We start from the raw sequence: 25,446 nt of genomic DNA, 5'->3' as shown, positions 1-25,446 counted from the left end.
GGGGACCCCGATTTTGCCGAGCGCGGGGCGCCTCCTACACTAGACCGGTTGCCAGGGCACCTCTGTGCCCGTGGACGGTCCCGCGCGGACGGTCCGGGCGATACGAACTCATCCGGCGGCGACTGCCGTCCGGAACCAGCCGAATTGCTGTAGGCCCACGACTCACGCCCTGTGCGCGGGTGTTGTATGGGAACCGCGGCGAGAAAGGTGTCGAGGTCGAACTATGACCATGACCGATCCGATCGCAGACTTCCTGACGCGTCTGCGCAACGCCAACTCGGCGTACCACGATCAGGTGAAGGCCCCGCATTCGAAGCTCAAGGCGAATATCGCCGAGATCCTGAAGCGTGAGGGCTACATCGCCGATTACCGCACCGAGGACGCGACCGTGGGCAAGAACCTCGTCGTCGACCTCAAGTACGGCCCCAGCCGCGAACGCAGCCTGCAGGGCCTGCGCCGCGTCTCCAAGCCCGGTCTGCGCGTGTACGCGAAATCCACCAACCTGCCCAAGGTCCTGGGCGGCCTCGGCGTGGCGATCATCTCCACGTCGACCGGCCTGCTCACCGACCGTCAGGCGGCTCAGCAGCGAGTGGGCGGGGAAGTCCTCGCCTACGTCTGGTAAGGGAGGTACGGACAATGTCGCGTATCGGTAAAGATCCCGTGGTGCTCCCCTCCGGTGTGGAGGTGACCATCAACGGCCAGGACATCGCGGTGAAGGGCCCGAAGGGACAGCTGTCGCTGACCGTCGCCGAGCCGATCACCGTCGCGCAGGAGGACGGCCGGCTGGTCTTCAGCCGGCCCGACGACGAACGGCGCAGCCGTTCGCTGCACGGCCTGACCCGGACGCTGGTCGACAATATGGTCACCGGCGTCACCAAGGGCTACGAGAAGAAGATGGAAATCTTCGGCGTCGGCTACCGCGTGCAGCAGAAGGGCAGCAACCTCGAGTTCGCCCTCGGCTACAGCCATCCGGTGCCGATCGAGGCGCCCGAGGGCATCACGTTCGCGGTGGAGACGCCCACCAAATTCTCCGTATCCGGGATCGACAAGCAGAAGGTCGGCCAGATCTCGGCGGTCATCCACGGACTGCGCAAGCCCGACCCGTACAAGGGCAAGGGCATCCGCTACGCCGGTGAGGTCGTTCGCCGCAAGGTCGGAAAGACGGGTAAGTGATCATGGCGCAAACCGAGAATCAGAAGGCCAAGCGGATTCCGCTGGGCAAGGACGCTTCCACTCGCCGGCGGCTGTCGAAGACGCGTCGCCATTTCCGCCTGCGCAAGAAGATCGAGGGCACCAGCGCTCGTCCCCGGCTGATCGTGCACCGCTCCTCGCGGCACCTGCACGTGCAGCTGATCGACGACGCGGCCGGTCACACCCTCGCTTCCGCCTCGACCATCGAGGCCGACGTGCGGGCGCTCGAGGGCGACAAGACCGCCAAGGGCAAGAAGGTCGGCGAGCTGATCGCCGAGCGTGCCAAGGCCGCCGGTGTGGAGGCCGTGGTGTTCGACCGCGGTGGCCACGACTACCACGGCCGGATCGCGGCGCTTGCCGACGCCGCTCGGGAAGGCGGGCTGAAGTTCTGATGACCAACATGACTGCACATACCTGTGTGAACGGAAGGAACGTCTGATGCCGGGACGTCAGCGGCGTGACGGCGGAAACGGACCCGCCGGACAGAATTCGAGCGGCCCCGACGGGGGTCGCGACAACCGCCGGGGTGGCGGCGACCGCCGCGGTGGCGGCGACCGTCGTAACGATGCGGCCGAGAAGAATCAGCTCGAGCGCGTCGTAGCGATCAACCGTGTCTCCAAGGTGGTCAAGGGTGGCCGTCGCTTCAGCTTCACCGCCCTGGTCATCGTCGGCGACGGCAACGGACTCGTGGGCGTCGGCTACGGCAAGGCCAAGGAAGTTCCCGCGGCCATCCAGAAGGGTGTCGAGGAAGCGCGCAAGGGCTTCTTCCGCGTCCCGATGATCGGCTCCACCATCACCCATCCGGTGCAGGGCGAAGCGGCGGCCGGTGTGGTCATGCTGCGCCCGGCGTCCCCGGGTACCGGTGTGATCGCCGGTGGCGCCGCGCGCGCGGTGCTGGAATGCGCGGGCATCCACGACATCCTGGCCAAGTCGCTCGGTAGCGACAACGCGATCAACGTCGTGCACGCGACCGTTGCCGCGCTCAAGATGCTGCAGCGTCCGGAAGAGGTCGCGGCCCGCCGTGGTCTGCCGCTCGAGGACGTCGCTCCCGCGGGCATGCTGCGTGCCCGTGCCGGACAAGGAGTCTGACGATGGCAGATCTCAAGGTGACCCAGATCAAGAGTTCGATCGGCGCCAAGCAGAATCAGCGGGACAGCCTGCGCACCCTCGGCCTGCGGGGTATCCGCAAGTCGGTGGTCCGTACGGACAATGCCCAGAACCGCGGGCTGATCAACGTCGTGCGCCACCTCGTAACAGTTGAGGAGGTCTGACATGACCATCAAGTTGCATCACCTGCGTCCGGCACCGGGCGCGAAGACCGATAAGACCCGCGTGGGTCGTGGTGAGGGGTCCAAGGGTAAGACCGCGGGTCGCGGCACCAAGGGCACCAAGGCGCGTAAGAACGTGCCGGCCGCCTTCGAGGGCGGGCAGATGCCCCTCCACATGCGGCTGCCGAAGCTGAAGGGCTTCACCAACCCGTTCCGGGTCGAGTACCAGGTCGTGAACGTGGGCGCCATCGCGGAGCTGTTCCCCGAGGGCGGCACCGTGGGCAAGGACGAACTCGTCGCCAAGGGTGCTGTTCGCAAGAATCAGCTGGTGAAGGTGCTGGGCGAAGGCGAGATCTCCGTCGCCGTCCAGATCAGCGCGGACAAGTTCTCCGGCTCCGCCAAGGAGAAGATCACCGCTGCCGGTGGCACCGCCACCGAACTGGGCTGACGCTCGGAGTATCGACGACAGCGCGCCGGACGAGTGCAGGCTCGTCCGGCGCCACTGTTAGAGTTCAAGTGTTGTCTGCCAAGACCCGTCATGGGTTCGGCGATTCCGACCGGGACACGCTGAAAAATTCCATGGCCTGACCATGTCGTTCGCCAGGAGGATCTGTGCTTTCCGCCTTCGTTACGGCCTTCCGGACCTCGGACTTGCGGCGGAAGATTCTCTTCACGCTGGGGCTTGTGGCGCTGTACCGCGCCGGTGCCGCGCTACCGTCGCCCGGCGTCGACTACAAGGCGGTGCAAGAGTGCATCGACCTGGTCTCCGGCGGTGATTCCGCCGGTATCTACCAGCTGATCAACCTGTTCTCCGGCGGTGCGCTACTGCAGCTGTCGGTGTTCGCGATCGGCATCATGCCCTACATCACAGCGAGCATCATCATCCAGTTGCTCACCGTGGTGATCCCTCGTTTCGAGGAACTGCGCAAAGAGGGCCAGGCCGGTCAGACCAAGATGACGCAGTACACGCGTTATCTCTCGGTCGCGCTGGCGATCCTGCAGGCCACCGGCCTGGTGGCGCTCGCGGCGCGCGGGCAGTTGTTGCAGGGCTGCCAGCAGGACATCCTCGCCGACACCAGCATCTTCGGCATGATCATCATCGTGCTGGTGATGACCGCCGGCGCGGCGCTGGTGATGTGGTTCGGCGAGCAGATCACCGAACGCGGCGTCGGCAACGGTATGTCGCTGCTGATCTTCGCCGGTATCGCGGCCCGCATCCCCAGCGAGGGCAAGAACATCCTCGACAGCCGCGGCGGCCTGATCTTCGCGCTGGTGTGCGTCGCGGCCTTCGCGATCATCGTGGCCGTCATCTTCGTCGAGCAGGGCCAGCGCCGGATCCCGGTGCAATATGCCAAACGCGTGGTCGGCCGCAAGATGTACGGCGGCTCCTCGACCTATCTGCCGTTGAAGGTGAACCAGGCCGGCGTCATCCCGGTCATCTTCGCCTCGTCCCTGCTCTACCTGCCCAACCTGATCGCCCAGCTCACCGGCTCGAATACGGCCGAGGATCCGAGCTGGTGGCAGGAGATCATCCAGAAGTATCTGGTGAATCCCGGTAACCCGGTGTACATCGCGATCTACTTCGGACTTATTGTCTTCTTCACCTACTTCTACGTCGCCATCACCTTCAACCCGGAGGAACGCGCCGACGAGATGAAGAAGTTCGGCGGCTTCATCCCGGGCTACCGCCCCGGTAAGCCGACGGCCGATCATCTGACCTATGTGCTCAGCCGCATCACCCTGCCCGGCTCCATCTACCTCGGTCTGGTCGCCGTACTGCCGAACCTGTTCCTGGATATGGGAGCTTCCGGCGGTGGCGCGCAGAATCTGCCGTTCGGTGGTACCGCAGTGCTCATCATGGTGAGCGTCGGCCTGGACACCGTGAAGCAGATCGAAAGCCAACTCATGAATCGCAATTACGAAGGGTTCCTCAAGTGAGAGTTGTACTACTCGGGCCGCCGGGAGCGGGCAAGGGCACTCAAGCCGTGCTGCTATCGGAGAAGCTGGGCGTACCACATATCTCTACCGGGGATCTCTTCCGCGCGAATATCGGCGAGCAGACGCCGCTGGGTCTCGAAGCGAAGCAGTACATGGACGCCGGTGAACTGGTGCCCAGCGATGTGACCAACCGTATGGTCCGGTCGCGGGTGGGCGAGCCGGACGCCTCGCGCGGATTCGTCCTCGACGGTTATCCCCGCACGGTGGATCAGGCCGATGCGCTGGCCAAGATCCTGGACGAACTGGGCAGCGAACTGGACGCGGTCCTGTGCTTCGTGGTTTCCGAGGACACCGTGGTCGAACGGATGCTGGCCCGGGGCCGCTCCGACGACAACGAGGACACCATCCGGACCCGGCTGCGCGTCTATCGCGACGAGACCGAACCGCTGCTGAACTACTACGACGGCCTGGTCGTCACGGTGGACGGTGTCGGCGAGGTCGACGAGGTCAACACCCGGGCCCTCGAGGCGCTGGGCCGTAATGCCACGACCGGTTGATTCGGTTGCCGGGCCGGGCGTCGCACCATCGGTGAGGGAGAGCTGACCCGATATGGTTTTCGGTCGTAAGAGCAAGAAGGTGGTGCCGTTCCGCACGGCCGGCGAGCTCGACGCCATGGCCGCGGCGGGTGCGATCGTCGGACGCGCGCTGGTGGCGGTCCGCGCGGCCGCCGTGCCCGGGGTCAGCACCCTGGATCTGGACCGGGTCGCCGAACAGGTGATCCGGGACGCGGGCGCGGTCCCGTCGTTCAAGGGCTACCACGGTTTCCCGGCCTCCATCTGCGCCTCGGTCAACGACCGGGTGGTGCACGGTATCCCGTCGCCGGACGAGGTGCTGGCCGCCGGTGACCTGGTATCCATCGATTGTGGCGCCATCCTGGACGGCTGGCACGGCGATTCGGCGTGGACATTCGGCGTCGGCGAACTCTCGGAGGCCGACCGGCTGCTGAGCGAGGCCACCGAGAAGTCGATGGTCGCCGGTATCGCCGCGATGCTGCCGGAGAACCGGCTCACCGATGTCTCGCACGCGATCGAACTCGGTACCCGCGCCGCGGAGACCGAGCACGGCCGGCCCTACGGCATCGTCGACGGTTACGGCGGCCACGGGATCGGCCGGGAGATGCACCTCGACCCCTTCCTGCCCAATGAGGGCGATCCCGGTAAGGGTCCGCGGCTGGTGGTGGGGTCGGTCCTGGCGATCGAGCCGATGCTGACCCTGGGCACCTCCGACACCAAGGTGCTCGACGACGACTGGACGGTCGTCACCACCGACGGCTCGCGGGCGGCGCACTGGGAGCATACGGTCGCGGTGACCGAGGACGGACCGCGGATCCTCACCCTGCGTCCGTGACGACCGGCCGATCCGGCGGGCGGGGCCCTCGGCGCCGGATCACAGTTCCAGAAGCACGGTGACCGGGCCGTCGTTGACGAGTTCGACCTCCATATGGGCCCCGAATCGGCCGCCGGCGACGGTGGCGCCGAGTTCGGCCAGTGCGCCGGAGAGTGCGTCGACCAGAGGTTCGGCGGTCGCGCCGGGGGCGGCCGCCGACCACGAGGGCCGGCGCCCCTTCCGGGTATCGGCGTAGAGCGTGAACTGACTGACCACCAGGATGGGGGCCGACAGGTCCGCGGCACTGCGCTCCCCGTCGAGAATGCGCAACCGCCAGATCTTCTCGGCCATCGCCCGCGCGGTCGCCTCGGTATCGGTATGGGTGACCCCGACCAGCGCGAGCAGTCCGTGCCGGATTCCACTGCGGGCGGGATCGATCCGTCCGACGATCTCGCCGTCCACGGTCACCCGGGCCGAGGTCACTCGCTGTAGCAGAGCTCGCATGATTCCCGATCATGCCGTCCGCCCGTAGCCGCGAGTCGCCCGGGGTGAACGACTTCCCAAAATTGGGAAACGGCATGGTGGCGCGGCTGTGGTTTCGCGCCTACAGTTCATCTGTCCCAGCGGGCCGATGTCGCTCGCTCGACCTCTGCTGCTCAAAACCCGTACCCTGGTGCAGGAATCGCATCTCCTTTTCGAAACCGGCGGGGTAGATCCTGTTCATATCCGCGTCATACCGGATTCTTCCCCGGCTGCCATCGTCGACGGCGGATGAGGTTCGCCGGCGCGGGAGGGCCCGGGAGGAGTGGGATCATGGGCGACAGAGTCGATTACAACGACGAGGCATTTCGTCGTGCGGCCGGGAAAACCGGCGGGGTCCGCGACAAGATCAACGGCGTGATCGGCACGCTCACCGCGAGCATCGACGGTCGCGGTGAACCGTGGGGCGGGGATTCGCTGGGGCAGTCCTTCGCCAACGGTCAGGACGGCAACGGATACGTGCCGTCGAAGAAGAATCTCATCGACAGCGCCCGCAATGTCTCCGGCACCATGGGGCAGTTCCACGACGGCCAGGTCGAAAGCGCCGACTATCTGCAGGATATGGAAGACGGCAACCGCGACGGCCTCCGCTGATCCGGGGGAATGGCGCGACGATGACAAACGAAGAAGCCAAGGCCGATCTGGCCGCGATCATGGACGGTGTCCAGGAGCAGATGCGCACGATCGCGCGCATCCAGCAGCAGCGCGCCGAACTCAGCGCCAGCGCGACGGCACGCGGTAAGAAGGTCACCGTTACCGTCAACGCGGACAACACCGTGGTCGATGTGAAATTCGCCGACGATATCGACGAGCTGACCTATTCGGAGATCGCCAAAGCGGTGATCGAGGCCGCCCAGCGTGCGTGCAAAGAGGTGGCCGAGCGAACGACCGACCTGATGGCGCCGCTGGACACCCAGCGCACCCGGATGCCGAAGCTCACCGATCTCGTCGCCGGCCTGACCGATATCGAGATCCCCGGGGTTGTCCCGGCGTCGACTTCGCGGCCGGCGACCCAGGGCCGCAGGGATTTCGAGGACGGCAGCGCGGCGCCGGCGCCCACCGACAAGGGCCGGGGCGGGTCGGTTACCGACTCCAGCTGGTGAGCCCGGGTAGCCCGCGATGATCGAGCTCTGGGGGCCGCTGCAGCATCTGTCCTGGCTGGCGGGCGTGGAATGGCCCGAGGGCAACGAAGACGAGATGTGGGGGCTCGGCGGCGACTGGCGTACCGCCGCCGATTCGCTCGAGGACATCGTCTCCGACATCATCTCCGCGAAAGGCGCGTCGCTGTACGCGTATCCGGAGGGGGACGGCGTCGAGGAGATGCTCGCGGCTTTCGACAGCCTCATCTCCGGTGACGGTTCCGACAGCGATCAATCCGTCCCGAAGCTGGCGGGCTACTTCCGGCAACTCGGTGATTCGGCGTACGAGACCGGCACCGAGATCGAATACACCAAGCTGATGTACATCTCGTCGCTGGTGTTGCTGGCGGCGGAGATCGCGGCGGCCTGGATCTTCCCGCCCACCGCGCCCGCGGTGCAGGCCGCGGCGGTCGCGATCACCCGGGTGGCGGTGCGCATCCTGGGGCAGCGCGTGATGCAGGCGATCTTCCGCATCGTCGCGAACAAATTCGTGAGCTTCATGCTCCGCCACGTCGCGATCGACACGATTCTGGGCACCATCCAGGAAGTCGGCATCCAGGCCTACCAGGTCGAGGCGGGGCATCGCCCGGATTTCAACCTCGGCCAGATCGCGGTCACCGTGGTCAGTTCCGCCGCCGGCGGCGCGGCGGCGGGTCCGGTGGGTGATGTGCTCGGCAACGCGCTGCAGAACCAGACCGGCGGCATGCTGCGCAACTACGTCAACGGCGCGATCACCGGCACCGTCGCGGGTTTCACCGGTGGTCTGGCGGGCACCATGGCGGCCATCCCGACCCAGTTCGCCGTGATCTGGGCGCAGGAGGGTTTCACCGCCGAGGGCTGGGACAAGGCGATGGAACAGACCATGTCCACGCTGCCCCAGCAGTTCGGCCCGCTGGCGCTGGTGTCCGGCGCCACCAACGGCCTGGCCTCCGGTGTGAGCAAAGTGGGCGCCAACCACTTCTACAGCAACCGGGGCATCGGCCAGTTCAGCGAGGGCTATCGCAACGAATTCGGTGACCGCTCGTTCATGGATCGCATCAACGAGGTGGTCAACGGGCCCGGCACCCGGGTGGGCGGACTTCCCGGCGGCGGTGACGGTTCGGGCGGACCGGGCGGCGACGGCGGGACCCAGACCAGCAGTCCGGCCCGGAACGGGAACGGCCCCGGGGCGGGTCTGGGTGACGACGGCTCCCAGGTGAACGGGCACCACGGCGCACCCGGGCTGGATACGAATTCGGGCAACGGAGAAGTGAACGACCCGGCCGGCGACAACGGGCCGGATCCGGAGAGTTCGGGGGAACCGGGCACCTCTCCGGCCGGAAATCAGGACGGCCCCGGGGCCGACGGCGAGACCGGGACCGGAGAGGGTTCGAGCCGGTCGGACCCGGATACCGGAAACACCACGAACAACAGCGATTCCGGCAGCAGCCGGTCGGATTCTCCGACGGCCGATTCGGATGCTTCGAGCGGGGGATCCGATCGCAGCGGTGGCGGCGAACAGTCCGACTCCGGCGCCGCGGCCACGGACCGGAACGGGTCGGAGGATCGCACCGGCGCGGCCGCCGATTCCGAGTCGGACGCGCCCCGGGACCGGTCCGAGAGCCAGGACGTTCCCACCGGCCGGCAGGACGGTGCGAACGAGGGCGCGCAGAACTCCGACCGGACCTCGGCCGAGCGCGAATCCGGTACGGACGGTTCGCCCGGCACGACCCCGCGCTCCGATTCGCCGACACCGATCGTGGGCGCCCCGGCGACCGGGCCGGTGGCGGGTGGCCCGACGCCGCCGGCCGGTGCCACCCCGCCCGCCACCCCGGGCACTCCCGGCTCGGCGCCGTCCGTTCCCGGTTCGGCGCCGGGCGGTTCGAGCCCGGCGGCGCCGGGCGCCACCAATGCCCCTGGTGGAAGCGGTGATTCGCGGACACAGGCCGGAACCCCCGGTGACTCCCGCTCGTCGGCGAGTTCCGATGGCGGGTCGCGTGCGCGGCCGGGCGACCGGGCCGGCGCCGCCGACCGGGCGCCATACCCGGGAACCGAAGGGAATCGGATCCGGGCCGGGCGCACCGATTCCGAGGCCCCGGGCGCGAACAACCGGCAGACCGACGACCAGGCCGCACCACGTCTGCCGGGCGATGTCGGGGACGGCCGGATCGGGCCCGAGGATGTGGTTCCGCCGCTGCCCACACCCGTGGGCGATCCCGCCGATACCTCCTCCTCGCGCCGGGACAACGAATCCCGCGGCAGCAACCGGGACCCGGAATCCCGGACCACCCGTCGCGACGACGAGGCACGAACCGGCCGCGACGACGACGCCGACCGCTCACCGGACGACCCGGATGATCCCGACGGGCCCGACGATCCGGACGATTCCGCGGACCGGAACCCGGACGAGCCGGAAGGCGCCCAGAACCCGGACAATCGCGGCGAATGCGCCCGGCTCACCCTTGCGGAATTGCGGGCCGAGACCGATAGCGACCGGATCAGGCCGCCTGATGAGCCCAGCGGGCCAGAGGGCATGTCGCGTGCCGATATCCAGGACGCCCTGGGCGGGAACCTCTACGACTACCCCGACCAGGGCCCGGACCGGGCCCGGCATCAGGGGGTCGCCGACGAACTGCTGCGGCAGGCCGCGCGCACCGATCCTCGGCTGGTGGCGGCAGGTAAGGGGCCGCGCGCGTTCGTGATCGACGAATACGCGGGTGCGGCCGACGAACACGGTGTCGGCGCGCACGCCTATTCGATGACAGTGCGGATGGACCCGCTCACCGGCGAATACCGCATCGAGATCTCCGATCCCGCGGCGTCGCGCCGGCGTGGCTTCCCGCCGGACGCCCCCGCCGAGGTACGCCGGGTCTCGGCGACCCTGCTGGACGGCAACGGCCGCATCCTGCGTCCCACCGGCCACGACGGCCGTGTCCGGCCGTCGTCCGAGGAGTACCTGCGCCACGGACAGTCCGACTACGACGAGAACCGGCAGCGCCGGGAATCCGAGGAACAGTACACAGCGCGCCGGGACGCGGAGGCGGCCGATCTGCGGTCCCGGCTGGATCGCCTGAGTGCGCAGTACCTGCGCGCGATGGCGGACCGGGCAGGCGAGGACGGTCCCTCGCCCCTCGCCGATCTCTTCCGTGATCGCGCCGACGACGCCGATCGCAGGGCCGACGGGCACCGGGCCGACGCGGACGAGCACTGGGACAACGCCCGGCGCACACCGAAGACCCGGATCTCGGACCTGCCGGTCGATGATTCCGATCCGCCCACGCCCGACGAGGATTCGCCGGACGACAACGAAGGGCGTCGCGGAGACGACGAGGATCGTCGCGACGATGAGGAGGGTGCCGGTCGTCGGGACGATGAGGAGGGTGCCGGTCGCCGGGATGACGAGGCGGAGGCCGGACGGCGGGCACCGCCGGAATCCGGGACCGATTCCGGCCGCGATCGGTCCGACGAGGACGGTGATCCCACCTACCGCGACTCCGACGGGCGGCTGCATCATCGTGACGACCCGCCCGGAACCTGGCGGGACAGCGATTTCCGCCTGCGGGACCGGCACGGCTGGGTGCCGGACCCGCTGGCCGAGGGCAGCGGTTATCAGTATCGGGCGCAGCCGGGCGAGTCCGCGCCGTACCGGCCGGTCGATCCCGACGCGGCCGCCGATCTCGCGGCGGTATCGGCCGAACGGATGGCGCTGCAGGCCGAACACGACCGGGTCGCGGCGGATCTGCAGGCGCTGGCGGTCGAGGTGGGGCTCGTCGCCCGGCTCGATCTGGCCGATCTGCGGTATCTGACACCGAACAAGATTCTCGACGAGATCGCCTACGAAGAGCAGCAGATCCAGCACGACGAGGGCCTCACCGACAGCGAGCGGTCCGAGCGGCTGGCCCTGATCGACGATCTGCACGAGCGCGCCGAACAGTACCGGGATCTGGTCCGGCAGGAGGTCGTCACCTCGCAGCGGCTCGGTGAGATCGGCGGTCTCGCCTACGCGCTCGATCCGGCCCTGCATCCCGGCGCTGTCCAGCTCACACCGTTCGAGGGTGGGAGTACCGCGGCGAACGTCGTCGATGTCGCGGTCCTGATACCCGGGCGGCCACCGAAGTTGCTGGTGGTAGAGGCCAAGGGCGTCGGCTCGACACTGGGCGGATCGAGGCTCGCCGACGCGCAGCAGGGCGCACCGGAGTATCTGCGGCGCACCCTCGCCATGGACCGGAATCTCGCCACCCTGCTCACCGAGAGCCCCGAACAGATGCGCGCCCGCGGCGTGGATCCGGACAGCGAGGCGGGTCGCGCGCTCCGCGGCGCCCGCGACGATCTGCTGGCAGCCCACCTCGACGGAACCCTGGAGATCGAGTACCACCAGGTGCGGACCGCGGTGAACGGCGATATCACGGTGCGCCACTTCGATCTCACCCGCGACGGCGAGCCCGTCCCGATCGACACCATCGGCGGGGTCGGAAGACACGCCGAGGACGGCGCGAACCGCGATCAGGGACGGGAGCCGGAACCGGGAGCCGATCGACCGGTCTGGCCGACTCCGGGCGACCGGCAGGATCCGGAAGTCTCGCGGTCACCGGATGATCTGCCGGATGCGCAATCGCCCGACGATCTGCTCGACCCCCGTTCCGACGCCGATCTGCTGGGCGCACCGGACGACGATGTCTGGTCCGCGCTGGACCCCGCCGAGGTCGGTGCGCGGCTGCGCGACGAGTTGCGCGCGATCACGGGAAACCCCGACTTCGACGTTTTCGGGTTCGACCGGCCGGAGCTGCACCCGGAGGTGGTACGCGAATACGCGCGGGCTATGGTCGATATGTTCGGCGCCTACCCCACGGCACACCTGAATTCGGTGGGATTCGTGGACGCCGACCCCGGCACATACGGTCACACCAGATATGTGATGGACAACGGTGTCCGGCGCGCGGAGTCGATCGAATTCAATGTGCTCCATGCCACCGACCCGGCCGCGATCCGCGCCGACGCGGACCATGACGTGACGTCCGGCTGGTTTCCGAAGGGGGTGGGCGCCCGACCCGCCTACGCCACGGCGGTCCACGAATTCGGGCATGTCCTCGATGCCGCCGGCGGGTTCCGGGCCAGATACGTCGACCGCTACCTCATGGAGCATTTCCGGATGCACCATCCGGATGCCAACCTGCACGATGATTTCGATGCCTGGTTGCGGCGCGCGCTCGGCAAGTACAGCTTCCCGCCGGACGGCGGCGAACTGGACCCGGCGGAGGCGTTGGCGGAGGCGTTCGCGGATGTGACGATGCGCCGCCCGGACGAAGCGGACGGGCCGGTCGACCCCGATGACGCGGCGAGGCTGATCCACAATCTGCTCGTGCATTTCGTTCCCGACGGTTCGGGTGCGGAACCGCCCCTGCTCCGGCCCCGGTATCTCGGCGGCGCGGACGAGCCGAATACGAGCGGAGGGGAGAACCGGGACAGCACCCGGCCCGCACCGCGTACGGAGGACACGCCGCCGCTGTCCGGCGCCGATACCCAGGAACTGCCGATCGTGGACGGGGCCGATCGCCCGTCGGATACCGAACTGCTCGGCGCCCCCGACAACGATGCCTGGTCCGGCCTGTCCGCGGACGAGGTCGGCGCGCGGTTGCGGGACGAACTGCGCGCGATCACCGGTAACCCTCGCTTCGAGGTGTACGGGTTCGACCGGCCGGAAGTACATCCGGAGGTGGCCCGCGAATACGCCCGGGCGCTGGTCGATATGTTCACCGCGCACCCGTCGGCGCAACTGAACTCGGTGGGTTTCCGGGGCGGGATGCGGATGGGCGTGTTCGGCCACACCCGCTGGACACTCGACGGCGGTGTCCGGCGTGCCGACGCGATCGAGTTCAACGCCTTCATGGCCGGTGACCCCGCCGAGGTCCGCCGTGCCACCGACTACAACGCCGATACCAAGTGGTTTCCCGACGCGGTACGGCACCGTCCGGCCTATGCGCGCGCGGTGCACGAGTTCGGCCATGTCCTCGATGCCGCCGGCGACCACGCCGCGCGTCGTGAACTCAACGGTCACCTGCTGCGGGAGTTCTTCCGGCGCCATCCGGACGCCACGAGCGTCGACGACTATTTCACCTGGTTGCGGGAATCGCTCAGCGGCTACAGCTTCCATCCCCGAAGCCCCCATCTCAACCCCGCCGAGGCGCTGGCGGAAGCCTTCCTCGCCGTGACGATGAACCGGTTCGACCCGGACGGATCCGGGGCACCCGCTCCCGACAGCCCGGTACGGATCATCTACGACCTGTTGGTCGGGTCGGCCGAAGAGACGCCGCGGACCACTTTCGGCTGGTTCGATAGTCCCGAGCTCGGCACCCCGGGCCCGGCGACGCAAGGACCGGGACCACCCGATCCGACCGGAGTCGACGCCGGCCGGAACAACGATGCGGACCCGGAGACCGGAGACGACGCGGACCGGGGTGCGCCCGCGCCGGACCGAACCGCCTTGGACCTGACGCGCTCACCGGACGGCAGGCTCGACGGCTGGCAGTTCTCCCGCGATTCGGCGGCCGCGCAGGTGCGGGAGGTCCTCACGCACAGTGAAGTCGGCCGGCACGCACTCCGGGTGCTGCGGGAGGCGGGGGCGACCGTCCGGTTCGAGGAGCCGGGCACCGATTCGGGTCGCGCGGACGAGTTCGACGGCCGGACGATGGAGGTGTTCATCGGATCCGGTGGACGCGGCGAAATCGGGCAGGCGGCCGCGGTGGTCCGGGCGGCGACGCTCGCCGAAGCCGTCCTGCAGGGCCGGGTGGAGGTGACACCTTCCAGAATCCGGGAGCTGTCCGGGACCGAACACGCGGCCGCCTGGGCCCGTGTCGAGGGCGAGGCGTTCGGCCGGCAGGCCGAGTTCCGGCGGGATATGAGCCGGGCCGGGTACGAAATCTCCGCCCCCGGCCTGGCCGATCCGATCGATGCCGAATACCGGCGCCTGCTCGACGACGCGTACCTCGACGCCTACGACGCCGCGGTCCGGTACGCCACCGACGGCGTTCCCTACGACTCCACCGGCGTCCCAGCGGATACCCGGGCAGCCGAGGCCGACCGCCTCACCGCGCGCCGGGACGAGATCGCCGCGATCCGCGATGCTGCCGTCGCCGACCGCGATGCTCTGCTGGCGGCGCTGAGCGTCGATCCCGGGGACGTGGCGACTCCGGCGGATACGGACCGGACGGTCGACCGGCTTCTCGACCGGACCATGCGGGCCGACCGGGTCGCCGAGCACGCCGAACGCGTCGAAGCGCTGAAAGCGGCGGTGGAGTCGGTGTCCGGTCTGGACGACCGGTTGCACCGGGCGGATAGGGAGATCGCGGCCGCCGGTGGACCGGACGCGCTGACCCAGCGCCTGGATCCGGACGCGGATGCCGGACTCCTGCACCGATTCGCAGTCACCGAGGCCGTGACCCGGCTGATGCTGCACCCGTTGTTCGATTCCCCGCTGATCCCGGACCCCGGCTCCATCCCGCAGGACGGGGATCCTCGGCGATCGCCGCCGCGGCCGCCGGATATGGACGAATACGTTCCGTCGTCGCTGACCGCGGCACGCGAGGTGGAGGGGCTGGTCCGGGCGCAGGCGGACCGGGCCCGCGAACTGGGTCGTATCGATGCGGCCCGGGCGCGGTCCGCGGAATCGCTAAGCCGGGTCTTCGCTCTGGGTCCGGAGTACGAAAACCTCTCGTACCGTGCGCTTCTCGATGAATTGGCGACGCGACCGGGGCTGTCGTCGTTGCCCTCGACCGCCGCCGATATCCGGCTGCTCGGAGGGCTGACAGAAGAGCACACCCGGGTGACGGGTGAGCGGGACCGCCTGCTGGAGCAGATCCGGGCGACGGTCGCCCGGGACACCGTCGACGCCACCGCGCGCGCCGACGGCGCCCCACCGGAGCGGATCCGGATCCATATCGACGAATCCGGGGTGGTGTCGGTCGGGCGCGATCACGGCGCCGACCGGCCGGCGCCGGGCCCGGATACACCCGCGCCGCCGCGCGCCGGCGTCGATCCGGACGGGTCCGAACTGTCGCGCGCCGCGGACGAGGCCACGAAGAAGGCCTTCACCGAACTGCACGAAGCCGCGTGGCGGACCGGCGGCACGGGCACCGAGGGCTGGGTGAAGCGGACCCTCGACCGGCACGGTGTGGATATCGTCCTCGGCTCCGGGCCGGAGGCCGACGTGCACCGTGCCCCGGGGTCCCGGCCCCGCCTCGGCGCCGAGTCCGGGTACGACCCGGTGACCCGCACTCTCACTCTGCATCCCGGTGACAAACCCGCCGAGCACGCGCGGCAACTCGTCTACGCCGCGCGGATGGCGGATCAGTTCGCGGACGCCGACCCCGCCGCCGAGCGACTCAACCTGTCTCGGGACGAATACAGCGCCTTGATGCTGGACCGGGTCGCGGAAGCCCACGCGCTCGCCTTCCGGGACTTGATCGATCTCCGGGTCCGGCCGCCGAAACCGGCTCCCGCAGATCCATTGGCCCGGATCTACGCCGATGCGTTCGTCGACGGATACCGGACCGCCGAATCCGCCTACGGATCCCGCAGAACGCTCGGCGGTGAACGCGGCTGGTTCTACTCCGCCGGTCACCGGGCCGGGTTCCGGGCCGTGCGGGCGCACCTGGACGCGCAGGGGCCGCTGGTCGGCGGGGTCCCACTGGGGGAACATTTCGCCGGAGTCTGGGATCGCGCGCACGGGATCTCGACCGCCGACGGCGCCGAACCGCCGACCCCGCGCCGGATTCCGGAGGACACACCGGAGGATCGGTCGCGCCGGGCCCGCCGCCTCGCCGACGAGATCGAAGACCTGCGGACCCTGCGCGATCTCGGCCGGTATGTGCCGGAGGGCCCGGCCGAAACCGCCTATAAGAAGGCCTTCGACAAGGAACTCGCCCGCGCCCAGCGGCGCACCGGGGCAGACGAATCTCCCGACCAGGCCGCGCGGCGCGCCGGAGTCGAGGCGCTGGAGCGTTACCTGCGCAAGACCGGCCTCGCCGACGCCGAGATCGCCCAGGATGTCGTGCGCGCGATCACCGAGGGTGGCGGCGTGCCGTGGGGGCACCCGAAAGAAGTCTTCGCGCGACACGAAGCCGGCCCCGCGGAGCGGGCACGGAACTCGGGATCGGAGCCCGACCCGGATCTGCCGCGGCGGGTGGTCGACCGTGAACTGGACCGCTTCGCCCAGCCCGCGCGCCTGGGTGACCGCCCGGAGCGGCTCACCGACCGGGTACTGCGGGTCCTCGATCCACACCCGCGTCTGGTGATCTATGCCCGGCCGGGCGAACACGTCGACGCGCTGCACGAACTCGGGCTGCTGCATCCCGAATACAGCGACGTGATCTGGAAGCATCCCAACGGACTCGACTATCAGCAGGTGACGGCGGACGAGAACGGCGAACCGGTCGTCACGCCCATCAATCGCGCGACGGCCGAGGGGCCGTACCGCCGGCGCGACCTGCTGGGCGAGCGGGACCAGATGCTCGCCCACTATCTGCGCTTCCGCGCCGAGGGGAAGGTGGATCTCGGGTTCGGCGACTGGCTGAAGCAACTCGGTCCCGACGCCTTCTATACGAAAGAAGACCAGCGCAACACCCATCGGCCCCGGACGGTCGGTGACCTGCGCGACGATTTCCTGTCGATCGGTCACCGGCGGATGGAGGCCTCGGGCCGGTCCCTTCCTCCGGAACATCCGGCCCATGTCGCCCATAATGTGTACACCCGGCAGGTTCCCGTGGTCTTCGGCGACGGGATGCATCCGAACCATCACCGGTTGGAGGTCTTCCCCTACGGCGCCGGGCATCTGGCGGTGTCACTGGAGCCCGACGGGCACGGAGGCTGGCGGGTTCCCCCGCCGCTCGGTGTCGAAGGCAGCCAGAACGTCCTGTCCCGGTACTTCGAGGGTATGACCGCGGATACGCGGGAAGCCCTGGTCAAGCGGATCGTGGGGGTTCTGAACGATCCCACCGCCGCGCTCACCGCCGAAGGACGGCCCCGGGGGCGGATGGGTCGCCTCATGGACCGCATGGGCCTCGGAGGGGACCGGCAGAACGAGAACCAGTTGCCGGCCGGGGACGAGGACAGCGGCCGCGACAACGGACCGGGGTTCCTGGGCGGCGAGGACGGTGAGATTCCGCCCGCCGATGGTAGATCGGGCGACGGCGCCGATTCTCCGGGTTTCCGCGACCGCGCCGGCGAGATCGACGACGAATGGTCGGATATGGGTCTCGACGAGATCGTCGCCACCCTCCGCGAGCGGTATCCGCTCCGGGAGATCAGCGGCTTCAGCGATCCGGACGACCCCGCGGTGCCGCCGCTGGATCTCCCGCTGGTACGCGAGATCGCCCGTGCCGTCGATCTGATGATGTCGCGGTTCCCGATGCTGGAACTGCACAACCTGCGCATCGCTCCCGTTACCGACAGGGAGCATGTGCGGGGACTCGCGCACTACGGCTTCGATGCCGGCGATATCGGCCGGTACGTCACCGATACGATCACGCTCAACGAGCGGCTGCTACGGAACCCGGCGGAGTTCTATGCGTCGCGGCAGCGGTCCGAGCACAACATGCATTCGCCGCGTAACTCGGCGGCGCGGCCCGCATTCGCCACCACGATTCACGAACTGGGCCACGGGCTTGATTTCGCGGGTGGTATGCGAGCTCGGGGGCTCGAGGTTTTCCCGGACGGCTCGGAAGCCCTCGGATCGGTCGAGCGTCTGCTGATCGAGTACTACACGGAGAAGACCGGTGGCTTCGATCCGGACGAGTTCAGCGTGTGGCTGAACCAGCTCGGCGGCTACAGCTTCACCGCCGACGGTGAACTGAACCGGACGGAGATGCTGGCGGACGCGGTTCTGGATGTGGTCCTCAACGGCGACGACGCCACCGAACCCGCACGGATCATCTACGGCGCGTTGCTGCGGGAGGCGCTGGACAACTATTACGACGCGTTCGATACCGGGGCGGGCCTGCTGCGGCCGAGTGATCTGGGCCTGGAACCCGGCGTCGGCGGCCGCGAAACGGAGCCCGGTTCACCGGGGCGGCCCGGTGAGGACACGGGGGACACCGATCCGGCCGGATTGCGCGGCACCCCGGACACCGACCAATGGTCGGAGCTGGGACTGGCGGAGATCGGCGACAGGCTTCGTGACCATGTTCGTGCGGTAACCGGGAACCCGGATTTCGAGGTACGCGGATTCGACTGGGCGCCTGCACCCGACTCCCGGCCCCACCGGGTGATGGACGGCTACCCCGCCCGTCCGCCGGAATCGGTGGATATCGCGCAGGTGCGCGAGTTCGCCCGCGCGATAGCGGATCTGACCGCGCGCCATCCGGGGGTGGCCTTGCGCGGAGTGGAAGTAGTTCCGGGACCCTCATATCGAAGCGACTCGATCGCGCCCGTCGACGGGACACTGCGGTTGCACTCCGGTCGCGCCGATTCCGGTGACCGGACCGATCCGCATTCGACCTACCGGGGCACCGCGCGTGCGTTCGCCGAGGTGATGAACAGCACCACCGGCGGGCTCGCCGAAGGTTCGGTCGGGGAAGCCCTCGCGCAGCACTACTCGTACAACAGGCTGGGTGACCAGCACCGGCTGGCATTCCTCGACTGGATGCAGAGCACGGTGGACATCTTCGAGACGTCCAGTGTCTCGCGGCGCAGGACCGGCTGGGAGCCGGATACGATCCTGATCGACGCGTTCGCCGAGGTCATGGTTCGCGGCCGAGACCAGGCAGGCGAGCCTTTCGTCCTACTGCACGATCTGCTCGTGGCCCAGGACGGTATCGAGGCGCGGGCCGGTGGCTTCGATCCCGACGTGAACCTGAGTCGCGTGGTCATGATGGACCATCCCGAGTGGGTGCTGGGCGCGCCCCGCAACGACGAGTGGTCCGCGCTCACACCCGCCGAGGTGGGGGACAAGCTGCAGGCCGAGCTGCGAGAAGCGCTGGGCAATCCGGAGTTGGCGGTGTTCGGGTTCGACAGCGACGGATTGCATCCGGCGGTTGTGCGCGAGATCGCCCGCGGGTTGACGGATATGGCCCGGCGCTATCCGATGGCCGATATCCAGCGCGTCGGGTTCGGGGACGGCTACCACTTGTCGATCACCTTGCCCGAATCGGATTCGGGCGCCGGGACGCGACGTCCGGCGGTGATCACGTTCGACGACCGGTCGGCGCAGGATATCGGCGCGTTCGCGATGCCGCCGATATCCGTCGAGTACTACCACGCGCCGGATTCGGGTGCGCGGACGCGGCCGGCGTATACGAACGCGGTACAGCAGTGGGCACGCGCACTGGACATCACCGGCCGGGAGTCGGTGCACAAACTGGTCGACAACGCGCTGCGGGTGCACTATTCCAGCCGGAATCTCGGGGACGCGAGCGAAGAAGGCTACGTCAACTGGTTGAAATCGGAGTTCAGCGAGCACGTTTTCGAGACCACCTCCGGCGAACTGGACCACGGGTGGGCGCTGGAGGAGGCGTTCGATCAGGTCGTGACCCATGGCCGCGACGGTGCGGGCGCACATATGGTCCGCCTGCACGATCTCTTGGTCCGGGCGGCGGACCGGAATTCGCCGCGCGCGGCGGTCGGGCGGTTCCTGGACCAGATCCGGTTCGCGAACGTCGGGCTGGAGACCGCCGCGTACGAGGCGATGTGGCGGGTGCTCGACCGGCCCGCACCGGTTCCCCCGCAGCTGGGTGAGGCGCCACCGGCCGAGCCCGCGCGGGATCCGGACTACGGCACGCCGCCGGAGAACGGACCGGCCGTGGACGATACCGGGCCACGGGACATCCCGGATTACGGCACCCGGCCGGAGGAAGTGCTGCCGACCGACGGTACGCGCGACGACTCCGGTGAGAGCACACCGCCGGCGGGGGACGGTCCCGATCCGGGGGAGCGGGGCCGGATGGCCGTGGACGATCCGGATACCGACGATCCGGTTTCGGACAGCGACGATACGGACGACGGCGGACCGGACCTGTCCGATACCGAGCTCCTCGGCGCACCGGACAGCGACGAATGGTCGGATCTGAGTCCGGAAGAGGTCGGGGAGAAGCTGCGCGACCAGATGCGCGAGGCGACCGGGAATCCCGAATTCCGGGTGTTCGGATTCGATCTTCCCGATCTGAATCCCGAGATCGTGCGCGAATACGCCCGGGCGATCACCGATATGTACCGCGAGTTCCCGCAGGCCGATATCCGCGCTCTCGGTATCGGTAACCGGCCCGAGGGTGTGCTCGCCGACGCCGGTCCGGCTCTGGACCGCGAGACCGGCACCATCTACACCGAGGACATCACCCTCAACTATCGGCACGCCACCAGCGTCGACGATTTCGTCGGACAGGTGCGCCGAGGGGTGGACAACCATCAGTTCTCGCCGACCATGCTGCGGCGGCCGGTATACGCGATGGCCGTGCACGAATACGGGCACGCCCTCGACTACGCGGGCGGGATGCGGGCGAGCAAGACCGCGGAACGGCATCTGCTGCTGCGCGCCACCGAGGTTCCCGACGGCAACTTCGGCGAATGGCTGCGGCAGCTCAGTGGCTACAGCCTGGACGACGACGGTCTGCTGCGCGGTCACGAGGCGGTGCCGGAGGCGTTCGCCGAATACATCATGGGCGGCACCGACCGGGCATCGCGTGATCAGGCGTCGATCACTCCGATCCGGGAACTGGTCGAACTGCTCCTCCGGCACGCCGACGAGCAGACCCGGACCACCGGCCCCGCGCCGGACGGATCTCGCCATGCCATGGACGCCGGACGTAAACCCGGCGACGAGGACCCGGCGCGTGACGGGCCCGAGGCGAGCGCGGGCGGCGGCGCGAAGAAACCCCCGGCCGGGCCACCGGATTCCACGGCGCCCCCACCGGACCCGGACGGTGACAGCCCCGAGAACAAGGATCCCGGCGAGCAGGACGGTCCGGTCGATCCCGATACGATCATCCCGCCGCTCGAGATCGATATCGACGGCGAGCGCATCGCGTTCGACCTGGTGCCCGACGGGCCGGACCGCTGGCAGCTCGTCCCGCAGGGCGAACTTCCCTCCGCGACACCGGATCGGCTGGCCGCGCTGCGCCGGGAACTGGAAGCGATCCGGCGGATGTGGCCGGAACGCGAGGTGCAGGTCAAGTACCCGTCCGGGTCCGGATGGGACAGTCGCGGGCAGGCGGCGATCGCCGACGGAGTCGCCGGTATCCCCGATGTGGTGAATCCGGCTCCGCCACCGCCGCCCGCCACACCTCCGCCCGATCCCGACCACCCGGTGATCGGCCCCGCACCGGAATCCGGTCCACCCGATCCCACGCTGCTGCGGATCGCCCAGCAGACACCGGTGTGGATCAGCAACCGCGAACACATCCCGCTCTTCGGCCGGTTGTCGGCACGGATGCGCGATTCGGCCGGCGAATTCCTCCCGCTGCATCCGGGCGACGGCGCGGAATACCAGCCGTGGCTCACCGACGGCACGCTCGACGCGGCGCGCGATCAGTTGCTCGCCGATCTCGATTCGGGGCGGATCACGGCCGGGCAGGCCCTGCGGGATCTGCTGACGGTGGCCGGCCGTCCCGACGCCGATCCCGCACAGCAGCAGCGGATTCTCGACGAGCTGCGCGACCGCGGCGTGATCTCCGGCGACGAGGCCGACGCGCTCGCCGACGCATTGGCCGAGGAACAGGCGCTGCGGGGCGCGGACCTGCCGGTCGGCCCGCCGGTCGACGGGGAGAGCCTGCTGGACGCGGCCCGGCGGCTGCTCGATATCGACCTGCCCGACGACAGTCCGGAGACGCTGGCCCGGGTCATCGACGAACAGCAGTACCGGGTGGCACGTGCCACCGGTGCCATCGAGGGACTCGCCGGAGCGCTGCGGCGGTACCGCATCGAACAGGACCTCCCGTACACCATGCGGGACCCGGAGCCGGGGGCCGATACCGAACGGGGACTGCCGCGCCCGGTATCGCCGGACGAAGTCGAGGGGCCCCGCCGGCCCTCCGAAGAAGATCCCGACGACTTCTTCGACGACGATCTCGACGACCCCGGCCCGCGGCCGCGCTCACGCCGGTTCACCGACCCCGACCCGGACGGCAGGCCGGTCCCGTTCCTCGACGAGGTCAGCTTCATCGACCAGAACCCGATGGGCCGGTTCCTGCTCGAAATACTCGCCGCGTTCGGGCACGAACCGGGCCTGCTCGGCCTGCTGCCGGTGGAGAACGGCGCCGACCAGCTCCCCATGTGGGGTGACGGCTACGAACTGGGTCGCGACCAAGGGCTGCGCCGGTTCTTCGAGAACGCGCTGCGGCGCGACCAGATCCGCGACGAACTGGCGAGCTGGGCCGCCATGCGGGACCTCTCGCTCGAGGATCTGCTGAACGATCCGGAGCGCCTGCTCGACCGGTTGCGGGCCGAGAACGTGGCCCGCTCGCAACGGGTCGCCGAATTCGTCGACCTGGCCCGGCGGACGCTGCCCGATCCCGAACTCGGGGATCCGGTGGGTGATCTGCTCGGCCGGCAGCTCGTGCGGATCCCGGGCGGGGACGGGCAGCCGGACCGGCTGGTCGTGGTGGACGGGCCGCGCGACCGCGACCAGGTACTGGCCGACGCCCTCGCCGCCGACCGCACCCTGCAGCGCCGACTCGATACCGGGGAACTGGTTCTCGACTACCGGACCGTCCGGCAGGACTGGACCGGAGACACCGTTCTCGATCCCGCGCCGATCCCCCCGATGCGGTATCTGCGGGAGACGATCCTGGGCCGCGAACTCGAAGTGCTGCTGGTCCGGGACGAGGACGGTTCGTGGCGTCAGGTCATCGGCTCGCCGGAGGCCCATCGGGCCGCGCTCGGCGATCCACCGCCGCGACCGCTGCCGCAGGTGGCCGCCGAGATCGCCGGGGTGCTGCGCGAATTCGGCTTCGGGCCCGGCGATGTGACGCCGGAGAACGTGCACCGGATCGTGGCCGACCTGCTGCTGGACAACGCGGTCCGGGCGGTGCAGCTCGAGGCGCTGGCCGATTTCATCCGCTCGGCCACCGATATCGAACTCTTCAACGAACTCACCGATGCGCGCAGTCGGCTCGCGACGCGTCTCGGCCTGGACCTGGTGCCGGACCCGGACGCGCCGGAGCGGACGCTCACACCGGAGACCCTCGCCGACGGTCTGGCCGATCGGGGCCGCCGCCGGGCCCTGCGCGCCCAGCGCTTCGGCGATCTCACCGATTACGCGAAACGGTTGCGCGAGATCGACGCGGCCGCGGTCGACGCGGCGCGTGACCGGCTGGCCCGGCGACTGGTCTCCGAGGAGCTGGGGCAGAAGATGTCCAGCCGGCGGGCCGCCGAGCGGGCCGGGGTCGATCGCCGGATCGCGGCTCTGCTGCCGCCCGGATACGTCGACGGACCCAACGGCCGCCGGGTATTCGCCGTGGACCCCGGCGGCCTGGACCCGAAGAAGCTGTTCCAGGTGATCCGGCGGCTCGAACGCGACGGCCGGAGCGAGCTGGTGCGTGACGCCCTCGGCGAATTCGCGCAGGCCCTGTTCGATATCGATCCCTTCGCCGATATCCCCCGCGGCGACCGCACCGCCGACCCACGCGTCGCCGACGGGCGTTTCCCGATGCACGACCGCGAGGCGATGCGCGGGTTGCGCGATCTCATCGCCGGAGCCGTCCGGGCCTTCGGCGCCGACGATTTCGCGCGCGCGGTCGCCGACGCCGCCGCCCGGCCCGACAGCCACCGGATTCCCGACGACGATCCGGATCAGCGGCCCACCGCGAACCGGGACTGGGCCCGGCTGGTCGGTGTCGACCTCACCGACGCCGACGACGCGACCTTCGTCAAGATCTACGAGGCCTATCGGGACGGCCGGATCGAGAACCACGAAGGCCTGAACCCCCGCGAACTGGCCGCCGAACTCGACCGGCTGCGCCGCGAGGTCCGGGATCGGGCCGAGCGGATCAGATCGCTGGTACGGCTGTTCGACGAGTTCGCGCGGGCCGAGCGGCCGGGGATGCCGTCTGCCGCGAACGGGCAACTGGAGAACGGTGCCGGCGGCCCGGCAGAACCCGGTGAACCGCCGGTTCCCGGCCCCGGAGATGGCGGGGAGCTCCCGGACACCGCGGGCCCCGGCAACCTCGGCGCCGGGGAAGAGGCTCCGGCCGCGCCCGCGGAGCAGGGAACCCCTTCCGGGACACCGGAGCCCGGTGCCGGCGGAGACGGGCGCGGTACTCCGCCCGGCCCGCCACCGGCCGCGCCGGGAGATCCGGGCGACCCCGGACCCGAGCTGCCGAATTCGCATGCCGAACTCATGGACTGGATCGAACTGCGCCGGGCCGAGATCGCCGTCGACGCGGCGCGTGACGAACTGGCGTGGGCGCGCCGGCAGGCGGCCGACCGGCCCGATGACGGACTGCTGCGGTTCCGGGCCGAACAGGCGGAACGGCAACTCGGCTACGCCCGCGAACGCCTCGACCGGCTCCGGCTGACCCAGGTGGACCGAGCCGCCTGGCGGGCCCGCATGGACGCCGACAGCGCCCGGTTCCTGGCCGATATGGAACCGGCTAACTGGCTGGCAGGGCAGCGCGCCGAGCTGGCCGACTGGGTCGCGCGGATGGCCGAGGACCGGGCCCGCTGGTGGCACGAGATGCTGGACGGTCCCGGCGACGACGACAACCCCGCGGGTTCGCCGCCGGATGATTCCGGCCCCGACTCCGATACCGGGCCCGAGTCCGCCCGCCCCGAAGCGGATCCCGATTCCGATACCGACTCCGAAAACGGACCGGGTCCCGACCCCGCCGACCCCGTCGCCGAGAACGACCCGGCCGCGGACCCCGCACCCGACAGGCTCGATTCCGAAGGCAAGGGCCGTAAGCCCGAGGCCGAGGGTGAGCAGCCGGTGGCCGAGGGTGAGCAGCCGGTGGCCGAGGGTGAGCAGCCGGTGGCCGAGGGTGAGCAGCCGGTGGCCGAGGGTGAGCAGCCGGTGGCCGAGGGTG

General features: G+C 69.4%; 13 protein-coding genes. 12 read left to right on the top strand and 1 reads right to left on the bottom strand.

Annotated features, from left to right (window positions below; genetic code table 11):
• Positions 1 to 223 precede the first annotated feature (223 nt).
• The 9 genes from rpsH to map all read left to right on the top strand — a co-directional run bounded on the left by rpsH (position 224) and on the right by map (position 5,804).
• Complete coding sequence (gene rpsH, locus ACZ6SF_RS21225; protein ID WP_357422112.1) at positions 224 to 622, top strand: 30S ribosomal protein S8; 399 nt, start codon at positions 224 to 226, stop codon at positions 620 to 622.
• A gap of 14 nt (positions 623 to 636) precedes the next feature.
• Positions 637 to 1,173 carry a 50S ribosomal protein L6 gene (gene rplF, locus ACZ6SF_RS21220; RefSeq protein WP_466063885.1) on the top strand — a complete coding sequence of 179 codons (537 nt, stop codon included), beginning with the start codon at positions 637 to 639 and terminating at the stop codon, positions 1,171 to 1,173.
• A 2-nt stretch (positions 1,174 to 1,175) separates the two neighbouring features.
• Positions 1,176 to 1,583, top strand: coding sequence for a 50S ribosomal protein L18 (rplR, locus tag ACZ6SF_RS21215; RefSeq protein WP_357422114.1), 408 nt, complete (start codon positions 1,176 to 1,178; stop codon positions 1,581 to 1,583).
• 46 nt (positions 1,584 to 1,629) lie between these two features.
• Positions 1,630 to 2,280, top strand: coding sequence for a 30S ribosomal protein S5 (rpsE, locus tag ACZ6SF_RS21210; protein ID WP_466063884.1), 651 nt, complete (start codon positions 1,630 to 1,632; stop codon positions 2,278 to 2,280).
• A gap of 2 nt (positions 2,281 to 2,282) precedes the next feature.
• On the top strand, positions 2,283 to 2,462 hold the full coding sequence (rpmD, locus tag ACZ6SF_RS21205) for a 50S ribosomal protein L30 (protein ID WP_466063883.1): 180 nt from the start codon (positions 2,283 to 2,285) through the stop codon (positions 2,460 to 2,462).
• Position 2,463: 1 nt separating this feature from the next.
• The gene (gene rplO / locus ACZ6SF_RS21200) at positions 2,464 to 2,907 is read left to right on the top strand and encodes a 50S ribosomal protein L15 (RefSeq protein WP_466063882.1); all 444 of its coding nucleotides are present in this window, start codon (positions 2,464 to 2,466) and stop codon (positions 2,905 to 2,907) included.
• Positions 2,908 to 3,071: 164 nt separating this feature from the next.
• Positions 3,072 to 4,397 (top strand): preprotein translocase subunit SecY, encoded by a 1,326-nt coding sequence (secY, locus tag ACZ6SF_RS21195; protein WP_466063881.1) that lies wholly within the window; start codon positions 3,072 to 3,074, stop codon positions 4,395 to 4,397.
• On the top strand, positions 4,394 to 4,954 hold the full coding sequence (locus tag ACZ6SF_RS21190; RefSeq protein ID WP_450002799.1) for an adenylate kinase: 561 nt from the start codon (positions 4,394 to 4,396) through the stop codon (positions 4,952 to 4,954). Before secY ends, ACZ6SF_RS21190 begins: the two co-directional genes overlap by 4 nt.
• Positions 4,955 to 5,006: 52 nt before the next feature.
• A complete protein-coding gene (map, locus tag ACZ6SF_RS21185) occupies positions 5,007 to 5,804 on the top strand; it encodes a type I methionyl aminopeptidase (protein WP_466063880.1) in 798 nt (265 codons plus the stop codon).
• 39 nt (positions 5,805 to 5,843) lie between these two features.
• On the opposite strand, the gene dtd is transcribed toward map, so the two are convergent.
• Entirely contained in the window at positions 5,844 to 6,287 is a 444-nt protein-coding gene (dtd, locus tag ACZ6SF_RS21180) for a D-aminoacyl-tRNA deacylase (RefSeq protein WP_466063879.1), read from the bottom strand.
• Positions 6,288 to 6,596: 309 nt separating this feature from the next.
• Here dtd and ACZ6SF_RS21175 point away from each other — a divergent pair, with 309 nt between their 5' ends.
• The 3 genes from ACZ6SF_RS21175 to ACZ6SF_RS21165 all read left to right on the top strand — a co-directional run.
• On the top strand, positions 6,597 to 6,917 hold the full coding sequence (locus ACZ6SF_RS21175; protein WP_466063878.1) for a WXG100 family type VII secretion target: 321 nt from the start codon (positions 6,597 to 6,599) through the stop codon (positions 6,915 to 6,917).
• Between the two features lie 20 nt (positions 6,918 to 6,937).
• Positions 6,938 to 7,426 (top strand): YbaB/EbfC family nucleoid-associated protein, encoded by a 489-nt coding sequence (locus ACZ6SF_RS21170; protein WP_466063877.1) that lies wholly within the window; start codon positions 6,938 to 6,940, stop codon positions 7,424 to 7,426.
• 16 nt (positions 7,427 to 7,442) lie between these two features.
• Positions 7,443 to 25,446, top strand: an 18,004-nt coding sequence (locus ACZ6SF_RS21165; RefSeq protein ID WP_466063876.1) for a WXG100-like domain-containing protein, incomplete at its 3' end; no start/stop codon positions are given.

This window comes from Nocardia sp. NPDC049935, assembly GCF_055586645.1.
Note: the sequence above shows the minus strand (reverse complement) of the source record. Positions and strands in the feature narration are given on the sequence as shown.